15 protein-coding genes are annotated in these 22,829 nt (G+C 67.6%); 7 read left to right on the forward strand and 8 right to left on the reverse strand.

Features of this window, described 5'->3' with window-relative positions:
• On the reverse strand, positions 1-2,154 hold the full coding sequence (locus tag M4D54_RS02435) for an FAD/NAD(P)-binding protein (RefSeq protein WP_259890133.1): 2,154 nt from the start codon (positions 2,152-2,154) through the stop codon (positions 1-3).
• Positions 2,147-3,361 (reverse strand): 2,3-diaminopropionate biosynthesis protein SbnA, encoded by a 1,215-nt coding sequence (gene sbnA, locus M4D54_RS02440; RefSeq protein ID WP_259890136.1) that lies wholly within the window; start codon positions 3,359-3,361, stop codon positions 2,147-2,149. The genes M4D54_RS02435 and sbnA overlap by 8 nt, the downstream gene beginning before the upstream one ends.
• A 298-nt stretch (positions 3,362-3,659) precedes the next feature.
• On the opposite strand from sbnA, the gene M4D54_RS02445 reads away from it, so the two are divergent.
• Together M4D54_RS02445 and M4D54_RS02450 are read left to right on the forward strand one after the other, a co-directional pair.
• Positions 3,660-4,145 (forward strand): pyridoxamine 5'-phosphate oxidase family protein, encoded by a 486-nt coding sequence (locus tag M4D54_RS02445; protein WP_204408527.1) that lies wholly within the window; start codon positions 3,660-3,662, stop codon positions 4,143-4,145.
• A 260-nt stretch (positions 4,146-4,405) separates the two neighbouring features.
• Positions 4,406-6,004: an FGGY family carbohydrate kinase gene (locus tag M4D54_RS02450; protein ID WP_193865629.1), complete on the forward strand. Its 1,599-nt coding sequence runs from the start codon at positions 4,406-4,408 to the stop codon at positions 6,002-6,004.
• Between the two features lie 21 nt (positions 6,005-6,025).
• Here M4D54_RS02450 and M4D54_RS02455 read toward each other — a convergent pair whose 3' ends face one another.
• From M4D54_RS02455 to M4D54_RS02470, 4 genes are all read right to left on the reverse strand, one after another.
• On the reverse strand, positions 6,026-6,613 hold the full coding sequence (locus tag M4D54_RS02455; RefSeq protein WP_193865628.1) for a PIN domain-containing protein: 588 nt from the start codon (positions 6,611-6,613) through the stop codon (positions 6,026-6,028).
• A 30-nt stretch (positions 6,614-6,643) separates the two neighbouring features.
• Positions 6,644-7,156 carry a helix-turn-helix domain-containing protein gene (locus M4D54_RS02460; RefSeq protein WP_193865627.1) on the reverse strand — a complete coding sequence of 171 codons (513 nt, stop codon included), beginning with the start codon at positions 7,154-7,156 and terminating at the stop codon, positions 6,644-6,646.
• Positions 7,157-7,339: 183 nt separating this feature from the next.
• The gene (locus tag M4D54_RS02465) at positions 7,340-7,711 is read right to left on the reverse strand and encodes a hypothetical protein (RefSeq protein ID WP_259890138.1); all 372 of its coding nucleotides are present in this window, start codon (positions 7,709-7,711) and stop codon (positions 7,340-7,342) included.
• 190 nt (positions 7,712-7,901) lie between these two features.
• Entirely contained in the window at positions 7,902-8,636 is a 735-nt protein-coding gene (locus tag M4D54_RS02470; RefSeq protein WP_259790030.1) for a DUF1028 domain-containing protein, read from the reverse strand.
• A 151-nt stretch (positions 8,637-8,787) separates the two neighbouring features.
• Between M4D54_RS02470 and M4D54_RS02475 the strand changes: the two genes are divergently transcribed.
• From M4D54_RS02475 to M4D54_RS02490, 4 genes are read left to right on the forward strand one after another with little or no spacing between them, the layout of a single operon-like run.
• Entirely contained in the window at positions 8,788-10,347 is a 1,560-nt protein-coding gene (locus tag M4D54_RS02475; protein WP_259890140.1) for an ABC transporter substrate-binding protein, read from the forward strand.
• Entirely contained in the window at positions 10,344-11,366 is a 1,023-nt protein-coding gene (locus M4D54_RS02480; protein ID WP_259890142.1) for an ABC transporter permease, read from the forward strand. The genes M4D54_RS02475 and M4D54_RS02480 overlap by 4 nt, the downstream gene beginning before the upstream one ends.
• A gap of 10 nt (positions 11,367-11,376) precedes the next feature.
• A complete protein-coding gene (locus M4D54_RS02485; protein ID WP_259890143.1) occupies positions 11,377-12,393 on the forward strand; it encodes an ABC transporter permease in 1,017 nt (338 codons plus the stop codon).
• Entirely contained in the window at positions 12,393-14,021 is a 1,629-nt protein-coding gene (locus M4D54_RS02490) for an ABC transporter ATP-binding protein (protein WP_259890145.1), read from the forward strand. The genes M4D54_RS02485 and M4D54_RS02490 overlap by 1 nt, the downstream gene beginning before the upstream one ends.
• Positions 14,022-14,419: 398 nt before the next feature.
• Here M4D54_RS02490 and M4D54_RS02495 read toward each other — a convergent pair whose 3' ends face one another.
• Both M4D54_RS02495 and M4D54_RS02500 read right to left on the reverse strand, forming a co-directional pair.
• Positions 14,420-16,243: a DUF262 domain-containing protein gene (locus M4D54_RS02495; protein ID WP_259890146.1), complete on the reverse strand. Its 1,824-nt coding sequence runs from the start codon at positions 16,241-16,243 to the stop codon at positions 14,420-14,422.
• A 35-nt stretch (positions 16,244-16,278) separates the two neighbouring features.
• Positions 16,279-21,126: a type ISP restriction/modification enzyme gene (locus tag M4D54_RS02500; protein WP_259890148.1), complete on the reverse strand. Its 4,848-nt coding sequence runs from the start codon at positions 21,124-21,126 to the stop codon at positions 16,279-16,281.
• 221 nt (positions 21,127-21,347) lie between these two features.
• Here M4D54_RS02500 and M4D54_RS02505 point away from each other — a divergent pair, with 221 nt between their 5' ends.
• The gene (locus M4D54_RS02505; protein WP_259890150.1) at positions 21,348-22,739 is read left to right on the forward strand and encodes a hypothetical protein; all 1,392 of its coding nucleotides are present in this window, start codon (positions 21,348-21,350) and stop codon (positions 22,737-22,739) included.
• Positions 22,740-22,829 lie beyond the last annotated feature (90 nt).

Raw genomic sequence — 22,829 nt, forward strand, 5'->3', positions numbered from 1 at the left:
TCACTCGGGGGCGACAGCGGGGGCGGGGGCGGCAGGAGCAGATCCTTCTGCCGGTATGGCAGGAGCAGATCCGTCCGCCGGTACGGCTGGGGAGGCCGCTACGGCGGGGGCGGCCGTTACGGCGGGAGCGGCGTCGTCAGCGCCCGTGATGCGCTCCGCGATCCGTCGGGCCCAGCATCGGCCCTCGTGGTGCAGGTGGCGGTTCAGCGAGTCGTGGCCGATGACATGGTCCTCTGTGGGCCGCCCGATCAGCGCGAGCCCGGCCACGGTCCGACCGTCGGCCGCGGCCAGCGGCGCGTCATCGCGGCCGACGGGGGAGCCGGCCTCGTCGATCATCGCTCCCCGCCTGCCGGGCCGCACCTGCACCAGGCCGCGGTGCAGCAGCGAACCCGCCAGCTCGTCGGTGAGGTTCAGCAGTCCGGGCGGGGTGAGCACCGCGTCGATCACCACGTCGACATCGCCGCCAGACGGTGCGTCGTCGTGCCGGCCGGTGGCAGTGGCGTCGTCGTGCCGGCCAGTGGCAGCGGCGTCGTCGCGCCGGCCGGTGGCAGTGGCGTCGGAGCTCTCGGTCACGGGCGCGACATGGATGCCGTTGCCGTCGATGCCAACCTCTCCGTCCATCCAGGACAGGTCCACCGCGCCGGAGTCGATCATCGCCAGCAGCTTGCGGGCGTTGACCAGCGGAGGGCCGAAGGCGAAGCGCTCCAGCACCTGGGCGGCCTGCCGGAAGCGCGCCCACTCCTCCTCGGGGGCGTCGCTGCCGCGCAGGGCGGCGGAGATCGGGGAGTAGAGGGTCTGCCACACGCGGCCCAGCGCCCAGGCCGGACCGGGCGAGCGGTGGCCCTGGGCCGTCTCGATGCTGCGACGCAGCGCCGCCTCGGCGCGCCCCGGGCCGCGGGGCAGATCGGGTTCCGCACCGGTGCTCAGCGTGTGTTCGACGGCCGCGCGAGAACCGGCGACGGTGTCGCGCGCATCCCGTCCCGAGGTGCTGGCGTGCTTCTTGGGCGCGAAGGTCCCTTCGAGCATGGCGGTGGCGGCATCGACCACGATCGCCAGCACCGCGTCCGGGCCCATGCCCTGGTCGGAGGTGAATCGGGCGCGGGCCTGCTCGACGGCGCGCTCGCCGGTCTCGGTCAGGGGTGTTCCCGGGTCCGGCTTCGCATCCAGCAGCAGGCCCTGCCGGGTGATCGGCCGGATGAGGGCCGGCTCGTGCGGCCCGCGTTGGTGCACCAGGCGGGCTGGGACGGCCGCCTCGGTGCCGCCGGTCGCGTCGACGTCGGTGCTCTCGGTGAAGGTGCCGCCGCGGCCCTCGGTGAGGGTCAGGCAGGCGTCGATGAAGGTCAGCGCCCCGCCGCGCACCGCGACCCGGGAACCGGGTGGGACGTGCGCGGCGCTGAGCATCCGCTCAGCGGGCAGCACCGCCGGGACCAGGGGGAGGGGTGAACTCCAGTGGTTCACCAGGGCTCCCCGGTGGCCGGCGGCGTGACCGGTGGCGATCAGCACCTCGTCCACCGGGCCAAGGTCCGCGGGAGCAGCGTCGGTGGTCAGATGCCAGGCGCTGCCCTCGCGCCGCAGGTCCGTCACCCGGGCCCGGGCGTGCTCCACGTGGGCATGGCGGGAGAGACCATGGATCATCTGCTGCCAGCGCTGGGCGAGGTACTCGCCGACCACCGCGCGCGGCGGGTACGGCTCGTCGGCCAGCTGCGGGTACGGGTCCTGCACCCAGCTGGGGTACGCGGGGAAGTCGCCGGTGGCGGGCTCATCGAGGATCGCCGCGGTCACGTTCAGCCGCAGGTGGTGCGGCTGGCCGGGGTGGTAGGCGGCGCCCGTGCCCGGCACGGCGACAGGATCGATCACCGTCACGGTCAGGCCGGATGCTGCTGACGATTCGGAGGCCGCAGCTCCCGCGTCGTCGGCGGTGGCCGTGGCGGAGCCCGCAGCATCCAGCAGCGCGGTCAGCTCCTCCAGCGCGTACAGCGCCTTCGGTCCGGCACCGACGACGGCGATCCGCAGCGGCGCACCGGCGGCCGGGCGAAGCGGTGTGCCAGCGGCTGCCATGGGCGGTGCAGTGCGGTCGTCGCGAATCGGGCGGGCAGCACCGTCGCTGCGGGCCGGATGGGCCGTGCCGGCCCGGACGGAGGGCTGCTCAGTCACGGCGGGCGGTCCTGCGCAGCTGCTCGATCCCCTCCGCGATCGCGTCCGTGTCGGCGTCGAGGTTCTCCCGCACCCACTGGTCGTCGTACACGGTCTCCAGGTACGGAACACCGCCGTCGTGCACCACGAACACCACGCGGGTGCCGGGCTCGAGGCTGGGGATCAGCCCGCCCAGGGCGTGCACGATGCCGCCGGTGGAGCCCCCGGCCAGGATGCCCTCGCTGCGGGCCAGGTGCCGGGCGCCCACCACGCAGTCCAGGCCCTCCACGCGGATCACCTGATCGGGTTCGACCTGGCGGGACAGCTCGGTGACCACTCCCGCACCCATGCCGGGCAGGGGGCGGGGCGCGGCGGTGCCACCGAACAGCACCGAGCCCACCGCGTCGACCGCGATCGCGCGGGTGGTCATGTCGTGGTCGCGGATGTACGCGGAGCAGCCGCCGATGGTTCCGGTCGTGGACACCGCCGCCATCAGCACGTCCACCTGGTGCCCGGTGGCCTCGGCGATCTCCCGCATGGTGCCGTCGTAGTGGGCACGGGGATTGGCGGGATTGCCGTACTGGTACAGGTTCACCGCATCGGGGATCTCCTCCAGCAGCTCCTTGACCCGGTTGAAGCGGGCGGTGAGCAGGTCACCGGTGGCTGGATCGGGCTCGGAGACCAGGTCGATCTCCCCGCCGAGCGCCTGGATGGTGCGCACGGTGGTGGCGTTGGTACGGGCGTCGACCACGCACACGAACCGCACGTCGTGGGCGTTGCAGGCACGGGCCAGGGCCACGCCCAGGTTCCCGGAGGAGGACTCCACCACGGTGCCGCCGGGGGCCAGTCGCCCGGTCTGCAGGGCGTCGCGCACCATGCCCATCGCCGGCCGGTCCTTGGTGGAGCCGCCCGGGTTCACCGACTCCAGCTTCGCCAGGATCTCCACCCCGGAGTCGGGGAACAGGGAGTCCAGACGGATCAGGGGAGTGTTCCCGATGGCCTCGCTGATCCCGGCCACGATCGCGGGCACGGGGGCCGCGAACCCCGCCGCGGAGACGCCCGGGCCCTCCGGGGCGTTGTCGAGGCCGACGGGGATGTCGGGTCCGCTGGTGGCCGCCTCGGTGGGGGCGGCGGGCGGCCGGTCATCCGCGGGCGTGCTGCTGGTGTGCTCCCGCTGTGGGAAGCCGGTGGTGTGCTCCCGCTGCGGGGAGCCGGAGGTGTGGGTCACCTGGCCACGCTACGACATGCAGGCCCCATGAACGGACGGCCTGCTGTGACCGAATGGTCGAGGGGGCGTGGCACACGCATCCGGTCCCGAAGGGTGCTGGTGGCCGCCGGAGTGCGCGACGAGCTGCCTGGCATCCCGGAACCGGTCGGTCGGGTTCCTGGGTGCCCGTCGCAGGTGCGGAGCCTACGGTCGACGCATCACCGGGCGCGGCCGCCCGACGTCGCCGCGCCCGCTCATCCAGGTGTGGCCCAGGGGCCCGCACCCCGTTCGACCACCCGCTCGACCCGATGGAGGAACCGTGAGCACCGACCAGGACTTCACCCAGCAGGACGTCGTCGAGAAGCTGCGCGGCACCAGCATCGTCATGCTGACCACCGCCCGCGCCGACGGCAAGCTGCTGTCCCACCCCATGACCGTCCAGGACGTCACCGACGATGCCGATGTGTGGCTGTTCGTGGGCCTGCAGGGCGATCAGGCCGACGCCCTGCGCCAGGGCCCCGAGGTGAACCTCAACGTCTCCGAGGCCGGATCCTGGCTGTCCGTGGCGGGCAAGGCCCAGTTCGTCGAGGACCGCGCCAAGATCGCCGAGCTGTGGGACGACTCCGCCAAGAGCTACTTCCCCGGTGGCGTGGACGATCCGAACCTGGCCCTGGTGCTGGTCACCAGTGAGTCCGCACAGTACTGGGGCCTGCCCGGTGGCAAGGTCGCAGGTGTGGCCCAGATCCTCAAGGCCAAGGTCACCGGCGGCGACACCCCCGGCGGGACGGGGACCACGGAGCTGTGAGCTGTGAGCTGAGGGCCGTGGGCGAGGTGAGTCGACGGTCGTGGGCGCGCTGCGAGCTGAGGGTCGTGGGGGCGCTGCGAGCTGAGGGTCGTGGGTCGGTTCACGATCCGACCCGCCATCTGGAGAATCGACTGTGCCATCTGGGGGCGAATGACGCGCTCATTGGCCCCCAGATGACCAAGTCGAAGTGAGTCCCGGGCACATCCTCCCTGTTCCGTCGGCGCGACTGCCGGGCACATCCGACCGGCTACCGTGACCCCATGCTCGGTCTGCTCACCCTCGACCTCGGCACCTCTGCGGCGAAGGCCGCACTGCTCGACCTCGAGGGGCACCTCCACGGCGCGGCGAGTGCCGCGTACCCCACCTGTCACACCCCGGACGGCGGCACCGAGCAGGACCCGGACCACTGGGTGCGCGCCGCCCGTATCGCGATCACCGAAGTCCTCCCGGCCTGGGTCGAGGTCGCCGCACTGTGCCTGACCGGCCAGATGCAGGACCTGGTCCTCGAGGGCGCACACAGAGATGTGGGTGGCGCGCGGGAGGGTCTGGCTCCCGAGCACGGTGCTGTGCGACCCGCCGTGCTGTACACCGACCTGCGTGCGGGCACCGAGCACGACGAGATCTGCACGGACCTCGCCCGCGACGGCGAGGACTGGGACCGCATCACCGGGAACCTGCAGGACGCCAGCAGCTGCGCCGCGATGTTCCGGCGCCTTGTGCGCCACGAGCCCGAGTCCGTCCGTCGCGCCCGCGGCCTGGTGTTCGGCCCCGCCGGGCACCTCGCGCACGTCCTCGGGGCCGGGCTCCACTGCGACCTGACCACCGCTGCGGCCACCGGACTGCTCGATGCCTGCACCCGCACCTGGTCACCTGCGTTGGCCCGCGCCGCCGGGATCGACCCGGCCCTCCTGCCGTACCTGACCAGTTCCGTCGGGGAGGTCGTGGGCCACACCGACAAGTCCGCCCCCGCCCTGCTGGGTGTGCCCGCCGGTGTTCCGATCGTGCTCGCGCCCGGTGATGCGGGTGCCGCGACGCTGGGGATCACCGGCCTCGCCCCCGGCCAGGACCACGTCTCCCTGGGAACCAGCGGCTGGATCGCGAGCGTTCGACGCGCCGCGCAGGACCGGGCTGCAGCTGGCGGCTCGGACCGGGCCGCGAACGGTGCCTCGAACCTGGCATCGCTCTCGACCTCGAACCCGGCCTCGATCTCGACCTCGGACCCGGCCTCGCACCGGCTCGCCCTCGGCGGCGGCGCTGAGCTGCACATCTCCGCGATCCTCGCCGCTGGGGCAGCTGCGGCCTGGGCGCGGCGCGCCTACCTCTCAGATGCCGACGCGACCGCCGCCGATCAGATGCTCGAGGCCCGTGAACGCGAGCGCGGCCGCGGGCCGACGGGCCTGCTGGTGCTGCCCTCGTTGGGCGGTGAACGGTTCCCCGTGCGGGATGACGTCCTGCGCGGGGCGGTGTTCGGCATCGATGCCACAACCGGTGCGACCGACCTCTACGCCGCGACCCTCGAAGGGGTCGCACTGGCCCTCTCGCACGCGCTCGATCCCGCCAGCGCCGGGCAGCTGCTGCCCGTGGTCGGCGGGGGAGCGGCCTCGGCACCCTGGCGGCGGATCCTGGCCGACGTCACCGGTCGGCCCGTGCTGCACGCCGACGGGTCGGATGCGACCCTGCTCGGTGCTGCGCTCGCGGGTGCCGACGCCCTGGATCTGGACCACGGCATCGTCCCGCTCGCCGAGCAGGGTGGGGACGTGACCGCACCGGACCCGTCGGCGGTTGTCGCCTATGCCGAGCTGCGGCCGGTGCACCGGAGGCTGTACGGGGCGGTCGCCGAGTTCGCCCGAGTGGGCTGAGACCGCGGAGAAATTTGGAGCTCAGCCCTGGCTGGGCACTGCTGGCGCCAGATGCTCGTACACCTCATCCAGGCCGTGACGGTTGCGCAGCTGGACGAGCAGTTGACGGGGGGACTGCGGCGGCCGTTGCCGACGGCTCGCAAGGATCTGGAGTGCGCGAACAGCTTCGGCACGGTGAGCAATCACTGTGTTGGCTGCGAAGTCCTGGGCGGAAAGCACCTCCACCGTGGCCTCCTGAAGTGCGGCGCAACTGGCGAGGCCACTGCGCCGGTCATCGGTGACGATCGCGTCAGCCTTGCCCATGATCGCAGCGTGGGCGACGTGACCGTCGTCTGGATCTCGAAGGTCGTACGGGTAGGTGCCAGACTTCGGAGCGATGATGGTGGATCCGGGGAATGCTTCGTCCATCTGACGCAGCAGCCGTTGCCGGGCATCGTGGTTCGCCGTCAGACCACGTCTCTCGTCGAGACGGCGAAGCACGTACTCGAGTTCCGTGATGATGCCAGTACCCCACAGTGGCGCGAAGCCGTGCTCGGCCGCGATCTGCAACAGGAAGTCCCGTTGCAGATCGGGCACGAGCACACAGGTGTCAAGAACGGCGCGGTACACCTGTCTCAGTGTGCCAGGGGCACCCGACGTTCAGGCCCGGTCCCTAGCCTCGCGAAGGGCCTCAGCGATATCAGCCTGGGTACTCTGGTCGTACTCGGACGATGTGTCGGAGATGAAGTCGGTCCGACGATCGTGGAGGGAATCCCGGTAGCAGAGGACATCCTTCAACCGGAGCTTTCGGCGTTGCTTGCCAGGTATTCGAGCGGGGATCTCACCCGCATCGATGAGCTTCACGACCGTCGGCCGACTGAGCCCGAGGATCTCTGCGGCCTGTTGCGTGGTGACCTCCTGGTCCCTGGCCACGATGCTCACCGACTGGCCGCGCTGTAGAGCGGTCGCGGCCTCTTTCAGGATCGCGAAGAGTTCCGCTGAGAGCTCCACACGGTCATGCTCGTCGGCACCCGTGAGGAAGAACGATGGGGACGGGGCGGTTCCATGCCGCTGTTCGTGTGCGACGACGAAGCTCAGCAGCTTCCCGGAGGCGTCGGCTGCCCGGGGGGTCTCAACGGTGTGGACGCTGGGAATGATGGCTGATTCAGGCATGGAGAGTCCTCGTCGTCCGTGCTGCGTGCGGGTGATCGGCTGTACGTGCGGTCACGATTTCGCGGGATCGCCCGCGAGGTCGAGCGCCTGGGTGTTCTGCCGACCCCTGAACTGCGATACTACACCGGTTGCGAAAGTTACGAAAGCGCTGGTGTGGGTGATCCACGTCGTCTTTGTCCGGCGTCAGTTCCGCACGGTCTCCAGCGCGATCGAGTCCTCGCCGATCTCGGTGCAGGCGAAGGTGGTGTCGATGACGGTGAACGATTCCCCGACCGAGCATTCGTAGGGATCGGCGTTCAGCTCGACGGTGGCTGGTCCGCCCTCGGTCGATTGGTCCAGATGGATCTTGTCGTGCATGTCCGCGGGCTTCTCGTAGCCGTGGGAGGCATCGAGGGGGCGAGGCAGGTCGTGCAGGCTGTTGCCGGTGATCTCGATGCGGCAGGAGCTGTCCGTGTCGCAGCTGCTCTTGATGGAGCTCGTCTCGCACGCGGCCAGTGGCAGCAGCACGGCGCCGGCCAGAAGTGCGGCGGCAAGGTGGCGCTGTCGTTGAGCCATGCACCCATGGTGGCAAAGTCCAGAGAGCTTGGGGAGGGGGAGAACTCCCCATCCGCAGGGACGGCCCCGGGTGCGGGGAGCCGACCGCCGGACCACCGCCGCCCGGTTAGTGCGCTCAGCGCCGGCCCACGAGCCTGCCCTCAGCGTCGGCCCACGAGCCTGCCCTCTGCGCCGACCCACCAGCCTGCCCTCACCGCCTCCCCACGAGCCTGCGCTCGGCGGCATGGTCCAGCCAGGTGCCCAGCAGAGCACGCAGCGTGGTCGGGGCCTCGGGGTCGTCGTCCACCCGCAGGTCAACGATGCTGGTGAACGGCCAGCTCGCCTCCGGGTCGATGCGGGCCACCATCACGGCGGCGGACTGTCGGCCCCGGATGTCACCACCGGCGTCGTCGGCCGCGATCAGCGCCTGAACCAGGGACAGAGCCAGGCCGTCGCCGGAGCCGGAGGAGCGCACCGTGCGGGTCATCGCCTCCAGCACCTCGGGGCCGGCCAGGCAGTTGCCCAGCGCGATCAGCGAGGGCCGATGGAGGCCGTCGTGGATGTGCACGCCGCTGCCCTCCGAGAGGCCCTCCCAGCCGGCCGCTGCGGCCGTCCCGCCGTGCGAATGGCCCGCCCAGCCGACATTGAGCTCCCCCGTGTGGGCGGCACCGCGGCCGGTCAGGTCCAGCACCCCGCACTGGCGCCGCTCCGGCTGGTCATCGGTGGCCAGCGCCGCAGCCAGCGCAGCCTCGGGCGTGGCACCCGGTGCTTCCAGCCCTGACAGCAGCGCCCCGTGCAGTCCGCGGTTGGTGGCGGCCTGACTGATCGAGACGCCACGGGCGGGATCCACGATCATCACGGCGTTGCCCACGGCAAGCGAGCGCGAGGCCGAGGCCGTCCCGAGCAGCCCGTGCAGCGGGTCGACCACGGCGAGGGAGAACGTCATGGGGCCCTTCCGACGAGCCTGGGAAAGCGATCACGAATGCACAACGATCCAGCACATCCGTCCAATCTTCACCCATCCGGAGAGTGTCCTGGACCACAGTGGAGGGACAGCTCGCGATGCCGCAGCATCTCGCCCCGGGGAAGGACCTCTCATGAAGCTCGACCGCCGCACTCTTCTGGCCGCCTCCGGAGTCTCGGGGGCAGCGCTTCTCGCCGCCTGCTCCGGCGGCGGGGAGGACGTCGACCTCGACGGCGGGGGCGCCGGCTCCGACGGCGGCGGGGCCGTCGACGGCGCCGAGCTGATCGCCGCGATCGCCGGTGAGCCGGACCAGCTGGACCCCCACAGCACCACCGCCTACTTCTCCTTCCAGGTGCTGGAGAACATCTTCGACACCCTCGTCGAGCCCGACGAGAACCTGGAGATGGTGGGAGCGCTCGCCGAGGACTGGGAGGTCAGCGACGACCAGCTGACCTACACCTTCACCCTGCGCGAGGGCGTCACCTGGCACGACGGCAGCGAGTTCACCGCCGATGACGTCGTGTACTCCTACAACCGGATCATCGACGAGGAGCTCGCCAACGCCTGGCGCCTGGCCGCCATCGAATCGGTGGAGGCGCCCGACGCCGGCACCGTGGTGATCACCGTGGGTGCCCCCACCCCGGACCTGCTGGCCAACCTGGGCAACTTCAAGGGCCTGGCGATCGTCAAGCAGGACAACGTGGACTCCGGCGACATCGTCACCTCGCCCATCGGCACCGGTCCGTTCAAGCTGGCCGACTACGTCACTGGTGACAGCATCGCCCTGGAGGCCAACCCGGACTTCTGGGGCGGCGCCCCGGCGCTGGGCGGTGTCACCTTCCGGTTCATCTCCGAGGGGTCCACCGCCGTCACCGCCCTGCAGAACTCCGAGGTGCACTGGACGGACTCCTTCGAGCCGCAGCGGGTGGAGCAGATCGAGGGCAACGATGAGCTGGAGCTGGGCCAGGTGCCCTCCAACGACTACTGGTACCTGGCGCTGAACATCGCCAACGCCCCCTGGGACAAGGTCGAGGCCCGCCAGGGCATCGCCTACGCCATCGACCGCGAGGCCATCATCCAGGCCTCCACCCAGGGCACGGCCGTGCCCAACCAGCTGGCCATCCCGGAGACCTCCTCCTGGTACCACGAGTACTCGACGTACTCCACCGACCCGGACAAGGCGCAGGAGCTGTTCGACGCCGCCGGCGGGGTGGACGGCACCACGATCCGCTTCATGGCCACCTCGGAGTACCCCGAGACGGTCAGCTCCGCCCAGCTGATCGCCGATCAGCTCTCGCCGTTCGGGATCACCGTGGAGATCTCCACCGTGGACTTCGCGACCTGGCTGGCCGAGCAGAACGAGGGCAACTTCGACATGCTGATGATGGGCTGGCTGGGCAACATCGACCCCTCCGGCTTCTACTACGCCCAGCACCACTCCGAGGGCGCCAACAACCGCCAGAGCTACTCCAACCCCGAGGTGGACCGGCTGCTGGAGGAGGGCGGCGCCGAGCCCGACGAAGCACGCCGCAAGGAGATCTACGGCGAGGCCGCCACGATCATCGCTGACGAGTGCAGCTACATCTACCTGTACAACCCGGCGGTGCTGCAGGCATGGGTGCCGGAGGTCGAGGGCTACGAGGCCCGAGGCGATGCCGCCATCCGCTTCCGTGACACCTCGCTGAACCAGTGACCGCGACCGGCTCCACCGGGTCGCGCGCCGCCGCAGGCACCTCCAGCCGCCTGCCCGGGTGGCTGCGCAACCCCACCGTGCAGTTCGTGCTGCGCCGCCTCGGGTACTCCCTGGTAGTGCTGCTGGGCGTGATCATCGTGGTGTTCGCGATGCTGCACCTGGTGCCCGGTGACCCGATCCGGGTGGCCCTGGGCACCCGCTTCACCCAGTCCTCCTACGACGCCCTGCTGGAGCGCTCCGGGCTGGACCGCCCGCTGATCGTGCAGTTCTTCAGCTACCTGGGTGGGGTGTTCACCGGGGACCTCGGGGTGAGCTTCCGCAGCGGCCGCTCGGTCACCGACCTGGTGCTGCAGCGCCTGCCGGCCACCGCCTCGCTGGCGGCCGTGGCGATCCTGATCGCCCTGGTGATCGCGATCCCCGCCGGGATCTACTCGGCGCTGCGCGAAGGGAAGGCCTCCGATGCGATCGTGCGCGTGACCAGCCAGTTCGGTGTGTCCGTGCCGGACTTCTGGCTGGGCGTGCTGCTGATCATGCTGTTCGCCGCGGTGCTGGGCTGGCTGCCCTCCTACGGGTACACGGCGCTGACGGAGGACCCGCTGCAGTGGGCCCGGCACGTGATCCTGCCCGGCGCCACCTCCGGACTGGTGGCCGCCGCCATCATCACCAGATACGTCAGATCCGCGGTGCTGGAGGTCAAGAGCTCCGGCTACGTGCGCACCGCCCGCTCCAAGGGCCTCGCGCCGCGCACCGTGCTGAGCCGCCACATCGTGCGCAACGCACTGATCCCCATCCTCACCATCACCGGCATCCAGCTGGCCACGATCCTCTCGGGGCTGATGGTGGTGGAGGTGGTGTTCGCCTGGCCGGGCCTGGGCCGGTTGATCTACGACAGCGTCGAGGCCCGCGACTACCCGGTGGTGCAGGGTGGCGTGCTGCTGGTGGCGGCCCTGTTCCTGCTGGTGAACTTCGTGGTCGACGTGCTGTACGCCGTCGTCGACCCCCGGATCCGGATGTCGTGAGGAGGCTGCGATGAGTCAGAACGACCCGCGTGCCGCCGCAGAGGCGGCCGAGCTGGCCGATCCCGTCGACCCTGCCGCCCAGGGCACTCCGGCCGATTCCGCCGAGCCCGCGAACCCCACGGGCTCGGGTGATCCCGCGGATCCGTCGGCCGACGTCGACGCTCCCACCGAGCAGCGCCGCCCCACCTGGCGGGTGCTGTTCTCCAACCCGGTCACCGTGATCTCGGCCCTGGTGCTGCTGCTGGTGATGCTGGTTGCCCTGTTCGGCCGCTGGCTGATCCCCTACGGCATCAACTCCACCGACGTGCTGAACTCCCTGCAGGGTCCCAGCGCCGATCACCTCTTCGGCACCGACGATCTCGGCCGCGACGTGTTCAGCCGCGTGATCGCCTCCACCGAGACCTCCCTGCAGGTGGCGCTGATCTCCGTGGCCTTCGCTCTGGGCGTGGGCACCGCGATCGGTGTGACCGCCGGGTACGTGCGGGGCATCGTGGACACGGTGCTGATGCGGCTGGTGGACGTGCTGTTCGCGTTCCCGGTGGTGCTGCTGGCCCTGGTGATCGTGGCGATCCTGGGCACCGGCAAGTGGACCACCATGCTGGCCGTGGGCGTGGTGTACACGCCGATCTTCGCGCGCGTCTCCCGAGCTTCCACCCTGTCGGTGAGCGTGGAGCCGTACGTGCAGGTGTCCCGCACCATGGGCACCGGGCACCTGTTCATCCTCACCCGGCACGTGCTGCCCAACATCATGGCGCCGCTGATCGTGCAGACCTCCGTCTCCCTCGCCTTCGCGATCCTCACCGAGGCCACCCTGTCGTTCCTGGGCATGGGCATCCAGCCGCCGGAACCGTCCTGGGGGCGGATGATCTTCGATGCGCAGTCGTGGATCGGGCAGGCCTGGTGGATGGCCGTGTTCCCCGGTGCCGCGATCTTCGTGACGGTGCTGGCCTTCAACCTGTTCGGCGATGGCCTGCGCGACGTGATGGACCCCAAGCAGCGCAGCCTGATGGAAGCGAGGATGAAGTGATGAGCGCTTCCCTGCGTGAGTCCGTGCTGGACGTGCGTGACCTGAAGGTGACCATCGGCCGGCGCACCATTGTGGAGGACATCTCGTTCTCCGTGCAGAAGGGGCAGACGGTGGGCCTGGTGGGCGAATCCGGCTCCGGCAAGTCGATGACGGTGCTGGCCGCCACCGGGCTGATGGATGCCCCCGCCTCCAAGGCCACCGGCTCCTCCGTGCTCGCGGGGGGCACCGAGCTGATCGGTGCGACGCAGGCGCAGCTGCGCAAGGTGCACGGCTCCCGCATCGGCTTCGTGTTCCAGGACCCGTCGACCTCGCTGAACCCGCTGCTGACGATCCAGCGGCAGATCACCGAGTCGCTGGAGGCCCACGGCCGCGGCACCCCGAAGGAGGCCCGGCGCCGGGCACTCGAGCTGCTGGAGGCGGTGGGTCTCCCGGATCCGGAGGACCGCCTGCACTCCTTCCCGCATCAGCTCTCCGGTGGTCAGCGCCAGCGCGTGATGATCGCGATCGCCCTGGCGTGCGAGCCGGAGCTGCTGATCGCCGATGAGCCGACGACGGCGCTGGACGTGACCACGGAGCGGCAGATCATCGAGCTGGTGTGGGACCTGCAGGAGCGACTGGGCAGTGCGGTGATCTGGATCAGCCACGACCTGGGCGTGATCGGTCAGGTGGCCGACGACGTCACGGTGCTGCGCCACGGGAACATCGTGGAGCAGGCCCCGGTGCAGGACATCTTCGCCGGCCCCCGCGAGGCGTACACCCGGGAGCTGCTGGACGCGCGCCCGCTGATCGGCGTGGCCGCCCCACCCACCCCGCCGGGGGAATCCCCGGTGTTGCTGGACGTGCAGGACCTCGACGTGAAGTTCCAGGTGCGCACCCCCACCGGATCCCGCACCATCCACGCGGTGGACGACGTGTCCTTCCAGGTGCGCAAGGGGCACACCCTGGGGATCGTGGGGGAGTCCGGCTCCGGCAAGTCCACCATCGCGAATGCCCTCACCGGCCTGGTCGAGCCCGAGGCGGGCACCGCGACCCTGACGGGCACGGACCTGTTCCAGCTGTCCCGCGGAGAGCGGCGCGATGTGCGACGCCGCCTGGCGATGGTGTTCCAGGACCCGTTCTCCTCCCTGAACCCGCGCACCAAGATCGGCGCCTCGATCGCGGAGCCGCTAAAGGTGCACCGGCTCGGCGGTAAGGACAAGGGCGCGCGGAAGGGCAGGGTGCAGGAGCTGCTGGACCTGGTGCACCTGCCGCGCGACTTCGCCTCCCGCTTCCCGCACGAGCTCTCCGGTGGTCAGCGCCAGCGCGTCTCCATCGCCCGCGCCCTGGCCCTGGAGCCGGACGTGATCATCCTGGACGAAGCCACCAGTGCGCTGGACGTGTCCGTGCAGGCCAAGGTGCTGGACCTGCTGCGGGAGCTGCAGGGGGAGCTGGGGCTCACCTACCTGTTCATCGCGCACGACCTCGCCGTGGTGCAGCAGATGAGCCACGACGTGCTGGTGATGCAGAAGGGCCGCGCCGTGGAGCACCGCGAGGCCACCGAGCTGTTCGCCGACCCCCGCGAGGACTACACCAAGATGCTGCTGGCCGCGATCCCGCCGGCGGAGCCGCGGGCGGGGGCGAGGGTGTGAGGGCGCTTCCATCACTACTCTGGCGCGCCCCGGGGCGGGACGTGTACAGTCATGTCCAGCCCCTCCCGCTGGGATCGGGGAAGTAAAGGCCAGGACACCTGCGGTTTTCGTAGGGCCTGGCCTTCGCGCTTCCTAGAGGTCGATGCATACCTCTGTCAGTAAAGGTGCGAGTTCGGCTGGCACAGGCTGGCAGTTCGCTCGCTTGCCGTTGCCGCTCTCGCCGAACACTGCGATGTGCTATTCCTTCTTGCGCGTCTTGGCCATGCGCCCAGACTAAGGCAGACCGACGACAGACAAGTACGGCTTCGGAGAGCAGCCATCAAGGTGGGGGCTTGCCGTGCAGAACGTGACGATGAAGCACCGAGGCGCGTTTCTCACTCTCGGTGCTGGTTGCAGGCTCAGAGGCCGGCCTCATCTTCCTGCTCCAAGGAGCTCAAGAGCCCATCCTCGGAGGATTCGTCACCGGGCGCACCGTCGATGACATCACGGGTCACCGGCTTGAGGATCGCCGTCTCGACGAGCTTGCACAGTGCCTCGCGTCGCTGACGGAAGAACCCGTCGAAGTCGTCGGCCCACAGTTGGTCCGGGTTGATCGCGTGTCCTTCGATCACCTGGTTGATCAGTTCGGCGGGCGCCTGACTCTCCTTCTCGATGGTCTTGCGGTACACGCTCGGAGCATTACCGGACAACTTGATGTTGGTCCGCTTGGCAAGCGGGGTCTTATTGATGATGCTCTCCTGCTGCTCCCATGGGATCTCGTTCTTTCTGCACCACGCCTTGGGAAAGATGTGGTGAATGTCGACGCGAAGCTCCAGGTAGTGAGCTCTATCGAATGCTTGGTTGTACACCCAGTCTCTGCAGTCCTGAGCCATCAAAAGCGCATAGACGCCCTTGTAGGCGGCGGAGTTACGAGTGCGTAGGCTATGCAGACGCGATTCGTTGAAGTATGCCTCCTCCACCGTCCGTGGCGTCGCCGACTGCTCTTCGCTACGTGCCCATGCGGGAACTTGTTCGACATCCCTCGCGAACCTGGTCTCGATGGCACTGCCGTAGAGCTCACCGAAAATACCGCTCCAGAACCACTGACGGATCTTGCCGTGCACCCCGTACGCATCCGTGGAGTCGCCCAAGATGACGCGTAGAGCAGCGAGTGGGACTACCTGCTTGGGATAGGGCAGGTCTGATGACGTGTGGATGTGCTCTCCGTCCAGGAACTTAGCCGCCCATACCAATGCATTGGTTACTTTGGGTGCCCATTCCAGGTATTCCGTCAGCTTGAGCTTAAGTATGTCATCCTTGCGGGCGGTTGTAGCCGTGGAGGAGTTCAAGGATGACACGAGTGTCACCGCTTGCAAGTAGTCATCGTTGTCGAAGTTATCCAGCACAGGGTGGTCGTCCAAGCGCTCACGGATGGCTTCCCAGCTCTTCCGGAGCTGGAACGCGTGGCCAGCTTGCTCGAAATACTTGCGGTCTCCGGCAAACTTGGCTGTGAGAAGCTCGAAAACCGTGAGTTTCACGCCGCCTTGGTTTACTTTCTCGAAAACTGTTGTCACGGCCTCCACGGTCGTGTCGTTGTCGAGAAGGATTGCTGGAATTGAGTACTTTCTGATTCGCTCGGTGAGTGACATCAGCTGGGATACTTGATCGTAATCTATTGACTGCGACTGGGCCCATTGAAGAATCCACTGGGATGAGCTCTCTCCGAAAATGTCGGAGAATGGCAAGTACCCCTCTTCGATCTGTCGTTCGAGTGTGGAAACATCAAGCACGATGTCTCGGTCGAAGTTCGTCCTAAGAACGCCTTCGGCGGGTAGGGATTTGATCGCTTCGTCTAGTCGGTCAGGGTGATCTAGTGCTTCCTTCACCTTGAGGAAATAGCGGCGAATGCCGTCGTCCTTGGTGCGCACTTTGCCATCGCCGCCGAGTGACTGCGTCAGCGAGGTCAACCGTTGCTGCCCGTCAAGGACGAGGAGTTCAGGCTCGGTCCCCTCTTCTGGGTCGGTCATCTCGATGGGCTTAGATTCGAAGTGCACCGACTGGCTGCCCGTCGCGAGTACCAGCAGCACTCCCATGGGGTGGCCGACAGCAACTGTCACGAGTAGTTGCCGCACCCGCTCGTCGTCCCAGACGTACCCGCGCTGGAAATCGGGAAGCTGGATCCTTCCGGCCCTCGCACCTTCAATAAGTTTGGTGAGGTCATACGTCGGTGTCTGAAATCCCATGGGGCCCTCCGGGTTTGCTTCTAGTAGTCACGTTGTCAGTCGTCGGTGGTGGTGATGCTTGGCAGGGTGCTGGTGATCTGCACCGTGCGCACCGACACGGTTATGACCTTCTGCAGCAGGTCGAGGATGTACCGCGGGTTGCCGCGCTCGATGCCCCACTCATTCGGATCGTTGACGATGCCGGAGGCCTTGTCCGTGGTGACCTGGTATTGACGGATGAGCCACTCGATGGCCGAGCGGGATCCCAGCTGATACCGATAGGCGGCCTCCGGGATGCCCGTGACAGTGATGTTGCCGTTCACGATGAGCGAGCCGGGCGCGTCGGCTGCCTTCAGGCCCGAGGGGAAGCGCATCTTCTGCACCCGGTAGTAGTTCGCAGCCGCCTCGGGACCACCCAGCGGTGGCTGCTCCCCGCCGACGACCTCGAGGGGGTACAGCTCCGCATCCTCATAGTCGGCATGCAGGTGGAACAGTTCGCGGCCAGCATCGGTGAACGCGGAGAACGTTCCCGCGGGAACGCCCGGGATGCGCGGGAGCATCTGCTTCAGCTCCCCGGCGTACCGCTCCCGGTACTCGGGAGAGTGCAGCAAGCCGTAGAGGAAGTAGAAGACGTCGTCCTTGGTGACAGAGTGCCCGTGGTGCTTGCGCACGTGCGCCAGCATCTCGTCGCTGATGTTGTCGATCCGGCGGTAGCCGTCCACGACAACGTCGGGGACCGATGCTATCGACAGGTCGAGGGCGCCGTCCTCCGGACCAGCAACGGGCTCCCAACGGTAGCGGGGGAAGAACTGGCCGTTAGACGACCCCCATAAAGCTAGGTCCGGTACGAGACGTGAAGCCAGTACTGAGAACGCCTTGTCGGATCCGACCCCCGTGACGTAGAACCCGAAGTTGTCGTGCTTCGCAGTCGGGAATAGTTGTTGGAGCCGGTAGACCATGTCGTTGTAGGCCCGGTCGAAGTAGACGTTGGCGCGGGAGAACGGTCGGTAGAGGCCTTCCCGATACGCTGTCTTGCGGTGTTCGATCTTTCGTCCCCGCGCCACGTTTGTCTTGTCCGCCCGGTTCCAAGAGAGTTTTGCGGGGTCGAGGTTGGGGGAGTAGCCGGGGAGTGCGGCGCGGTCGACTTCGCGGTTGTAGAAGTCGATTGACCGAGTGACGTTCTCGCGAAGGGCAGGCAGGGAATAGTTGTACACCCATGCATCGCGATTGGTCTTCAGGCCGCTGGAGTAGAGGCGGAATGCCGCAGGCTGCGAGTCCGTTCCCTTGTTGTCGCCGAGCACCGGGTACGTCAGGTAGTCCTCGTCGCGCTGGTTGATCCAGTCCCCGTGACGGTTCGGTTCGATGGGTCGCCAGGGCACTGTGTCGAGGGTGGACTCGTCGACGATCGCTAGCTTCTCCGTGGCGGTGAGGTAGTCGCCGATGTCGCGGTAATGGATCGTTGCGGGGCCGGCGTGGTCCTTGGTGCGGACCAGGAGGAAGACGGCGATTGTCGTGCGGCCCCCCGACCCGAAGACGTTGCCCTTCTCCTTCTGGCGCTGGACCCCGGCGGTTCGTGCGTTACCCCGCAGGTTGAACACGTAGATCGAGCTGAACTCGTCAGCCAGGGTCTTGCGTACGCCGGCTGCAGTGTTCCCCTCGATCCATCCGCCGTTGGTGACGAAGCCGATCACGCCCTCGTCGCCCACCCTGTCGGACGCCCAGCGGATCGCGCGCATGTACGAGTCGTACAGGCTGTTCTTGTTGGTGGCGTCGGTCCTGGCAGCGAATGTGTCGCGCACGCGCGCATCGAGAGTGGGGTACTTGACGTTGGCGTTGTCGTCGTTGCCGGAGGTCTGGCCCACCGAGTACGGCGGGTTGCCCATGATCACCTGGATGTCCAGCTTCTTCTGGGCCTCGGCGCGGGAGTTGTTCGTAGGGAACACGCGCTCGTCCTGCAGGTCGCCATCCTCGGTGAGCTGGAACGTATCGGTCAGCACGATCCCGCTGAACGGCTCGTACGACTCCTCCTCGAGCGCCACCCCCTCGGCCTCCGCGGCGAGGTCGTGATAGGTGGTCTCGATGTTGATCGCGGCGATGTAGTACGCGAGCAGCAGGATCTCGTTGGCATGCAGCTCGCTCGCGTACTTACGGGCCAGATCCTCGGGCTTGATCAGGCCGGACTGCAACAGCCGCACGATGAAGGTGCCGGTCCCGGTGAACGGATCCAGCACATGCACGCCCTCATCGCTGATGGAGCGTCCGAACTCCTTCTTCAGCACGTCATCCACGCTGCGCAGGATGAAGTCCACGATCTCCACCGGCGTGTAGACCACGCCCATCGAATCGGCGGTCTTGGCGAAGGCGCTCTTGAAGAAGCTCTCGTACAGCTCGGTGATGATCTTCTGCTTGCCCTCGGCGTTGTCGATCCCCGCCGCACGCAGACGCACCGACTCGTAGAACGCCTCCAAGGACGCCGCCTCGACGTCCACGTGCATCGCGGTCAGCGCCTGCACCATCCGGTCCATCACCTGCGAGACAGGGTTCGAGGCCGTGAAGGCATAGTCCTCGAAGAGCGCATCGAACACCGGCTTGGTAATCATGTGCTGGGCCAGCATCTCGATCGCCCCGTCACGGCTGATCGACTCGTTCAGGTTCCGCCGCAGCGCATCGAGGAACACGGAGAACTGATTGGCCGCCGCAGTGGAAGGATCATCCACCAGCGCCGTGATGCGAGCGATGTGCGCCTGGGCGATCTGCGCGATGTCCTTGGCCCACTGATCCCAGTAATGGCGCGACCCCACCTTCGTGACCATCTTCGCGTAGATCGCATCGCGCAGGGAATCCATTTGCGACAGACGCAGATCGATCCTGCCCTGGGCCGATCCACCCGGGGACGGTGCACCGCCCTCGTCGGAGTCATCCCCACCGAAGCCAACGCCGATCACGTTGACCTTGTCATCTCGCTTCCGGTTCAGCTCGACCTTGTTGACCATGGCGTCGAACCGCTCGTCATGGGCGCGGAGCGCCTGGAGGACCTCCCAGACCACCCGGAAGTTCTTGTTGTCGTCCAGCGCGCTCTCCGGAGAGGAACCAGCAGGGACCACGACAGGCAGGATGATGTACCCGAACTTCTTGCCCTGGGACAGCCGCATCACGCGCCCCACCGACTGCACCACGTCCACCACGGATCTGCGGGGATTCAGGAACATCACCGCATCCAGGCTCGGCACATCCACGCCCTCGGAGAGGCACCGCGCATTGGTGAGGACCCGGCAATGGTTCTCCGGCGTGGGCTCGCGCAGCCAGTCCAGATGAGCGTTGCGCTCCATCGCGTTCATGGCGCCGTCGACGTGCTCCACCTCGACCTGCAGCAGATCGTCCACGTCCTCGCCGTCGTGGTTCTCCACGTAGGCGGAGACGACCTCGTTGAACTGCGACTTGACCCGCTTGGAGTCCTTGATGGAGCGGGCGAACGCGACGGCCCGCTTCATCGGCTGCGCGTCCAAGCCGAAGGAGTGCTCGGCGTCCCCTCGCTTCGCCAGCCCGTTCCAGCAGCCGATCAGGCGGGTCGCGTCATCGAGAGTGAGCTCGCCGTTCTCGGCAAACGCCTCCTGCATCGCCTCGTTCACCGACTCCTGGTTGACCGTGAGGATGAGGACCTTGTAGTCGGTGAGCATCCCCATCGACACGGCATCCCCGAAACCCAGTCGGTACATCTCCGGGCCGAAAGTGTCCTCGTCGTCCATGGAGGCCAGAACGGCCTGCGCGCGACCGGCCTTCGCCTTGGAGGCGTCGTCGTAGATCCGCGGGGTGGCGGTCATGTACAGGCGCTTGGACGCCTTCAGATAGTTCTCGTCATGCACCCGCACGAAGGGGGACTCATCCTCCCCGACCAGGGTGGCTCCAGTGGTGCGGTGCGCCTCGTCGCAGATGATCAGGTCGAACGGCGCGAGCCCTGCGATCTTCTGCGCCTGCGCGACCACGTCGATGGACTGGTAGGTCGCAAACACCACGCGCATCCCCTCACCGTCGGTGCGAGACTCGCGCATCCGCCCAGCAAGGGTCTCAGGATCGGTGGTCGCCGGGAGAGCCAGGTCCACCACTGAGATCTCCGAGGTGTCCTCGGAGGTCCGGCGGGTGCGGGAGGCCTTGCGGTCCGAGCAGACGGCCATCGCCGTCATGCCGACGGTGGTCTGGTTCGACCACTCCCGCAGGGCCTGGGACAGCAGAGCGATCGACGGCACCAGGAACAGCACACTTCCAGCGGACCCGACGTACTCCTCCGCAAGGCGCAGAGAGGTGAAGGTCTTGCCGGTGCCGCACGCCATGATCAGTCGGCCGCGGTTGTGCGCCTCGAACCCGGCCACCACGTCGTTGATCGCGGTGCGCTGGTACGGGCGCAGATCCGAGCCCTCGGTGAGGGACAGCACCGTGGGGGTGTCCGGGTCGAACGTCGCCCAGTCCACGCGAGACTGCTCGAAATCGTCCAGACCCAGGCGCCGCACCGGGACAGCCTGGTCGCGGATCGCATCCTCCGCGTTCGGACCCCACTTGGTGGTGGTCGAGACGATCAGGCGTTCGGTGAAGCCAATGCGCCCGGACTTCGCCAGGAACGAGTCGATGTCGCCCTTGGACATGTGATGGCTGGGGGCGTAGAACTTGCACTGGATCGCAGTGCGCCCGCCGTCCCGCCGCTCGGCGACCAGGTCGATACCGGTGTCGTGGCCCGTCTTCTCCGGCCAGTCGTCCCACATCCATACCTTGGAGAACTGCTCCGCCCACACAGGGTCGGTCTGCAGGAAGGACTGCACGAAGCGCTCGAACCGCGTGCCCTTGTCCGTCTCGGAGCTCGAGGAGTTGTACATCCGGTCGAGCAGCTTCATCGGCGAGAGCGCGGCAGTCATGGTCAGCATTATCGCCCGTCAGGGGAGGGAGCTGGGCGGAATCGAAGCCAGCTGCTCGTCGCGGCTCGTCGCGGTGCCGATGACCGACGTCAACTTGACCAGGAATCGGATGGAGCCGCCTGGTTTGTCGTACCCCCGGTCTACTGTGGCGCTGTCACGGTCACCTCCGGCGAAGAGGCACGAACGTCTGTGAGCCATCCAGCGGTAGCAAGGGGGCCCCCATGACTCAGCATGACGAAGCCGTACGCATCGCAAGGTTGTTCACCGCCGCAGGCGAGAAATCGATGGTGACCAGCAAACTGGGGAGCGGCGAGGATTGGCTCCACAGGAATCACGCGCGTCACGAGGCTGTGGCTCAGTACTTGCTTGACCACATCCTTCGAATCGAAGGCGAGCTCGATCGCCTTCTCCGCATGCTGGAGATCCGTATAGAGCACTACCCCGAGCTGTACTCGGAGTGGAAGGACCCAGCCTCCGGTCGCAGGTTCGACCACGTCGTGGATGACAGATACGACGAGACCGAATGGACGTCGGTCCTGCTCATCGAGGACAAGATCGATGCGCCCCTCGGGGTGGGCCAGCTCCACAACTACTGCAAGTATCTGTCGAACATGGGGCGGAAGACGACGCTCCTCGTTCTGCATCCGATGCGAAACCCACTGTCCGCAGGTAAGGCAGAAGCCGAGACGCTCCGAAAGGAGTTCCCGTCTGTCGCGATCGAGTTCCGCACCTGGTCAGAGCTGGTGCAGGAGATGATCGAGGTCGCCCCAGATCGGCCCGAAGCAGTCCTGTGGCGAGCGCTGAAGGAGTACACCGAGTCGGTCGGAACGGGTGATCTCGAGCTGCTTCCAGACGCGAGCGTTCTCCTGGACCCCGCGGTATCCGGTGAGATCCGGGATGCCTTCCTCAGTGCTCAGGGTGTTGCGGCAAAGCTCAAGGGCGGTAAGTCCGGTCAGCTTCGCTTTTCGCTGCACGGCGGCAATGCAGTGCCCTGGCTGCAGATGGGGATGAGCGACACGAAGAGCGACAGCGTGGGACTCGAGTTCGACCTCGTAGGGAGTGCTGAGCCGCTCCTAGTAGGTGTGAGAGGGCCGAGCGAACCTGAGAGCTACCTGACCTCAGCCAAGATCGGCGTGTTCCGGGACGGGAGGCTCAGTGCTCCCGCGCAGGAGAGAGCCGCAGCTCTGAAGGAACTCGACCGGGGGGTCAGGAGCGGGACGATGGAGTTTCCCGATCGCCTGAGCGGGAGACGGGCCGGAGAACTCCTGAGCCCGGGTGCGCAGGAGGCGCTCTTCCTCCTAGGATCGATCTTCCAGGCGCAGGCACTCAAGAATCCGTACCGCGGTGGGGCACCTGGCCGCGGTACCACTGGCTTCAACGAGGGCGCCGGCAACGAACGGATCGGAGCCGTCCTCGCCGCGGGGAACGAGAAGGACGCACGCTCCATCCATCTGTTCATAGGCCCGCCGGACGGTGCGCCGTGGGAACGATGCACGGTGTGGATCCGCGAAGACGGCGTCGAACGAGAGATCGAGGTAAGACCGGGCGAGCCGGGTCGCGACTATGTGCTTCGCGTCTGGAGTGCGACACGCGAAGCGCTGCAGGGGCGCTGACTGGGGCCGCGCTCGAGGCAGAAATGCCCGCAACGCTCTGAGCCCCGGACGCGGCCAACGGCGGCTTGACGGACCATTCTGCGGGCGCCG

This window comes from Brachybacterium sp. p3-SID1565 (genome assembly GCF_025143785.1).
GTDB classification, from domain to species: Bacteria; Actinomycetota; Actinomycetes; order Actinomycetales; family Dermabacteraceae; genus Brachybacterium; species Brachybacterium epidermidis.

Bases quoted from the DNA above. Each gene is read 5' to 3' on its own strand.
- M4D54_RS02450 (WP_193865629.1), top strand. From the start codon at position 4,406: ATGCTCGGTCTGCTCACCCTCGACCTCGGCACCTCTGCGGCGAAGGCC.
- M4D54_RS02460 (WP_193865627.1), bottom strand. From the start codon at position 7,156: ATGCCTGAATCAGCCATCATTCCCAGCGTCCACACCGTTGAGACCCCC.
- M4D54_RS02465 (WP_259890138.1), bottom strand. From the start codon at position 7,711: ATGGCTCAACGACAGCGCCACCTTGCCGCCGCACTTCTGGCCGGCGCC.
- M4D54_RS02470 (WP_259790030.1), bottom strand. From the start codon at position 8,636: ATGACGTTCTCCCTCGCCGTGGTCGACCCGCTGCACGGGCTGCTCGGG.
- M4D54_RS02475 (WP_259890140.1), top strand. From the start codon at position 8,788: ATGAAGCTCGACCGCCGCACTCTTCTGGCCGCCTCCGGAGTCTCGGGG.
- M4D54_RS02485 (WP_259890143.1), top strand. From the start codon at position 11,377: ATGAGTCAGAACGACCCGCGTGCCGCCGCAGAGGCGGCCGAGCTGGCC.
- M4D54_RS02490 (WP_259890145.1), top strand. From the start codon at position 12,393: ATGAGCGCTTCCCTGCGTGAGTCCGTGCTGGACGTGCGTGACCTGAAG.
- M4D54_RS02495 (WP_259890146.1), bottom strand. From the start codon at position 16,243: ATGGGATTTCAGACACCGACGTATGACCTCACCAAACTTATTGAAGGT.
- M4D54_RS02500 (WP_259890148.1), bottom strand. From the start codon at position 21,126: ATGACTGCCGCGCTCTCGCCGATGAAGCTGCTCGACCGGATGTACAAC.
- M4D54_RS02505 (WP_259890150.1), top strand. From the start codon at position 21,348: ATGACTCAGCATGACGAAGCCGTACGCATCGCAAGGTTGTTCACCGCC.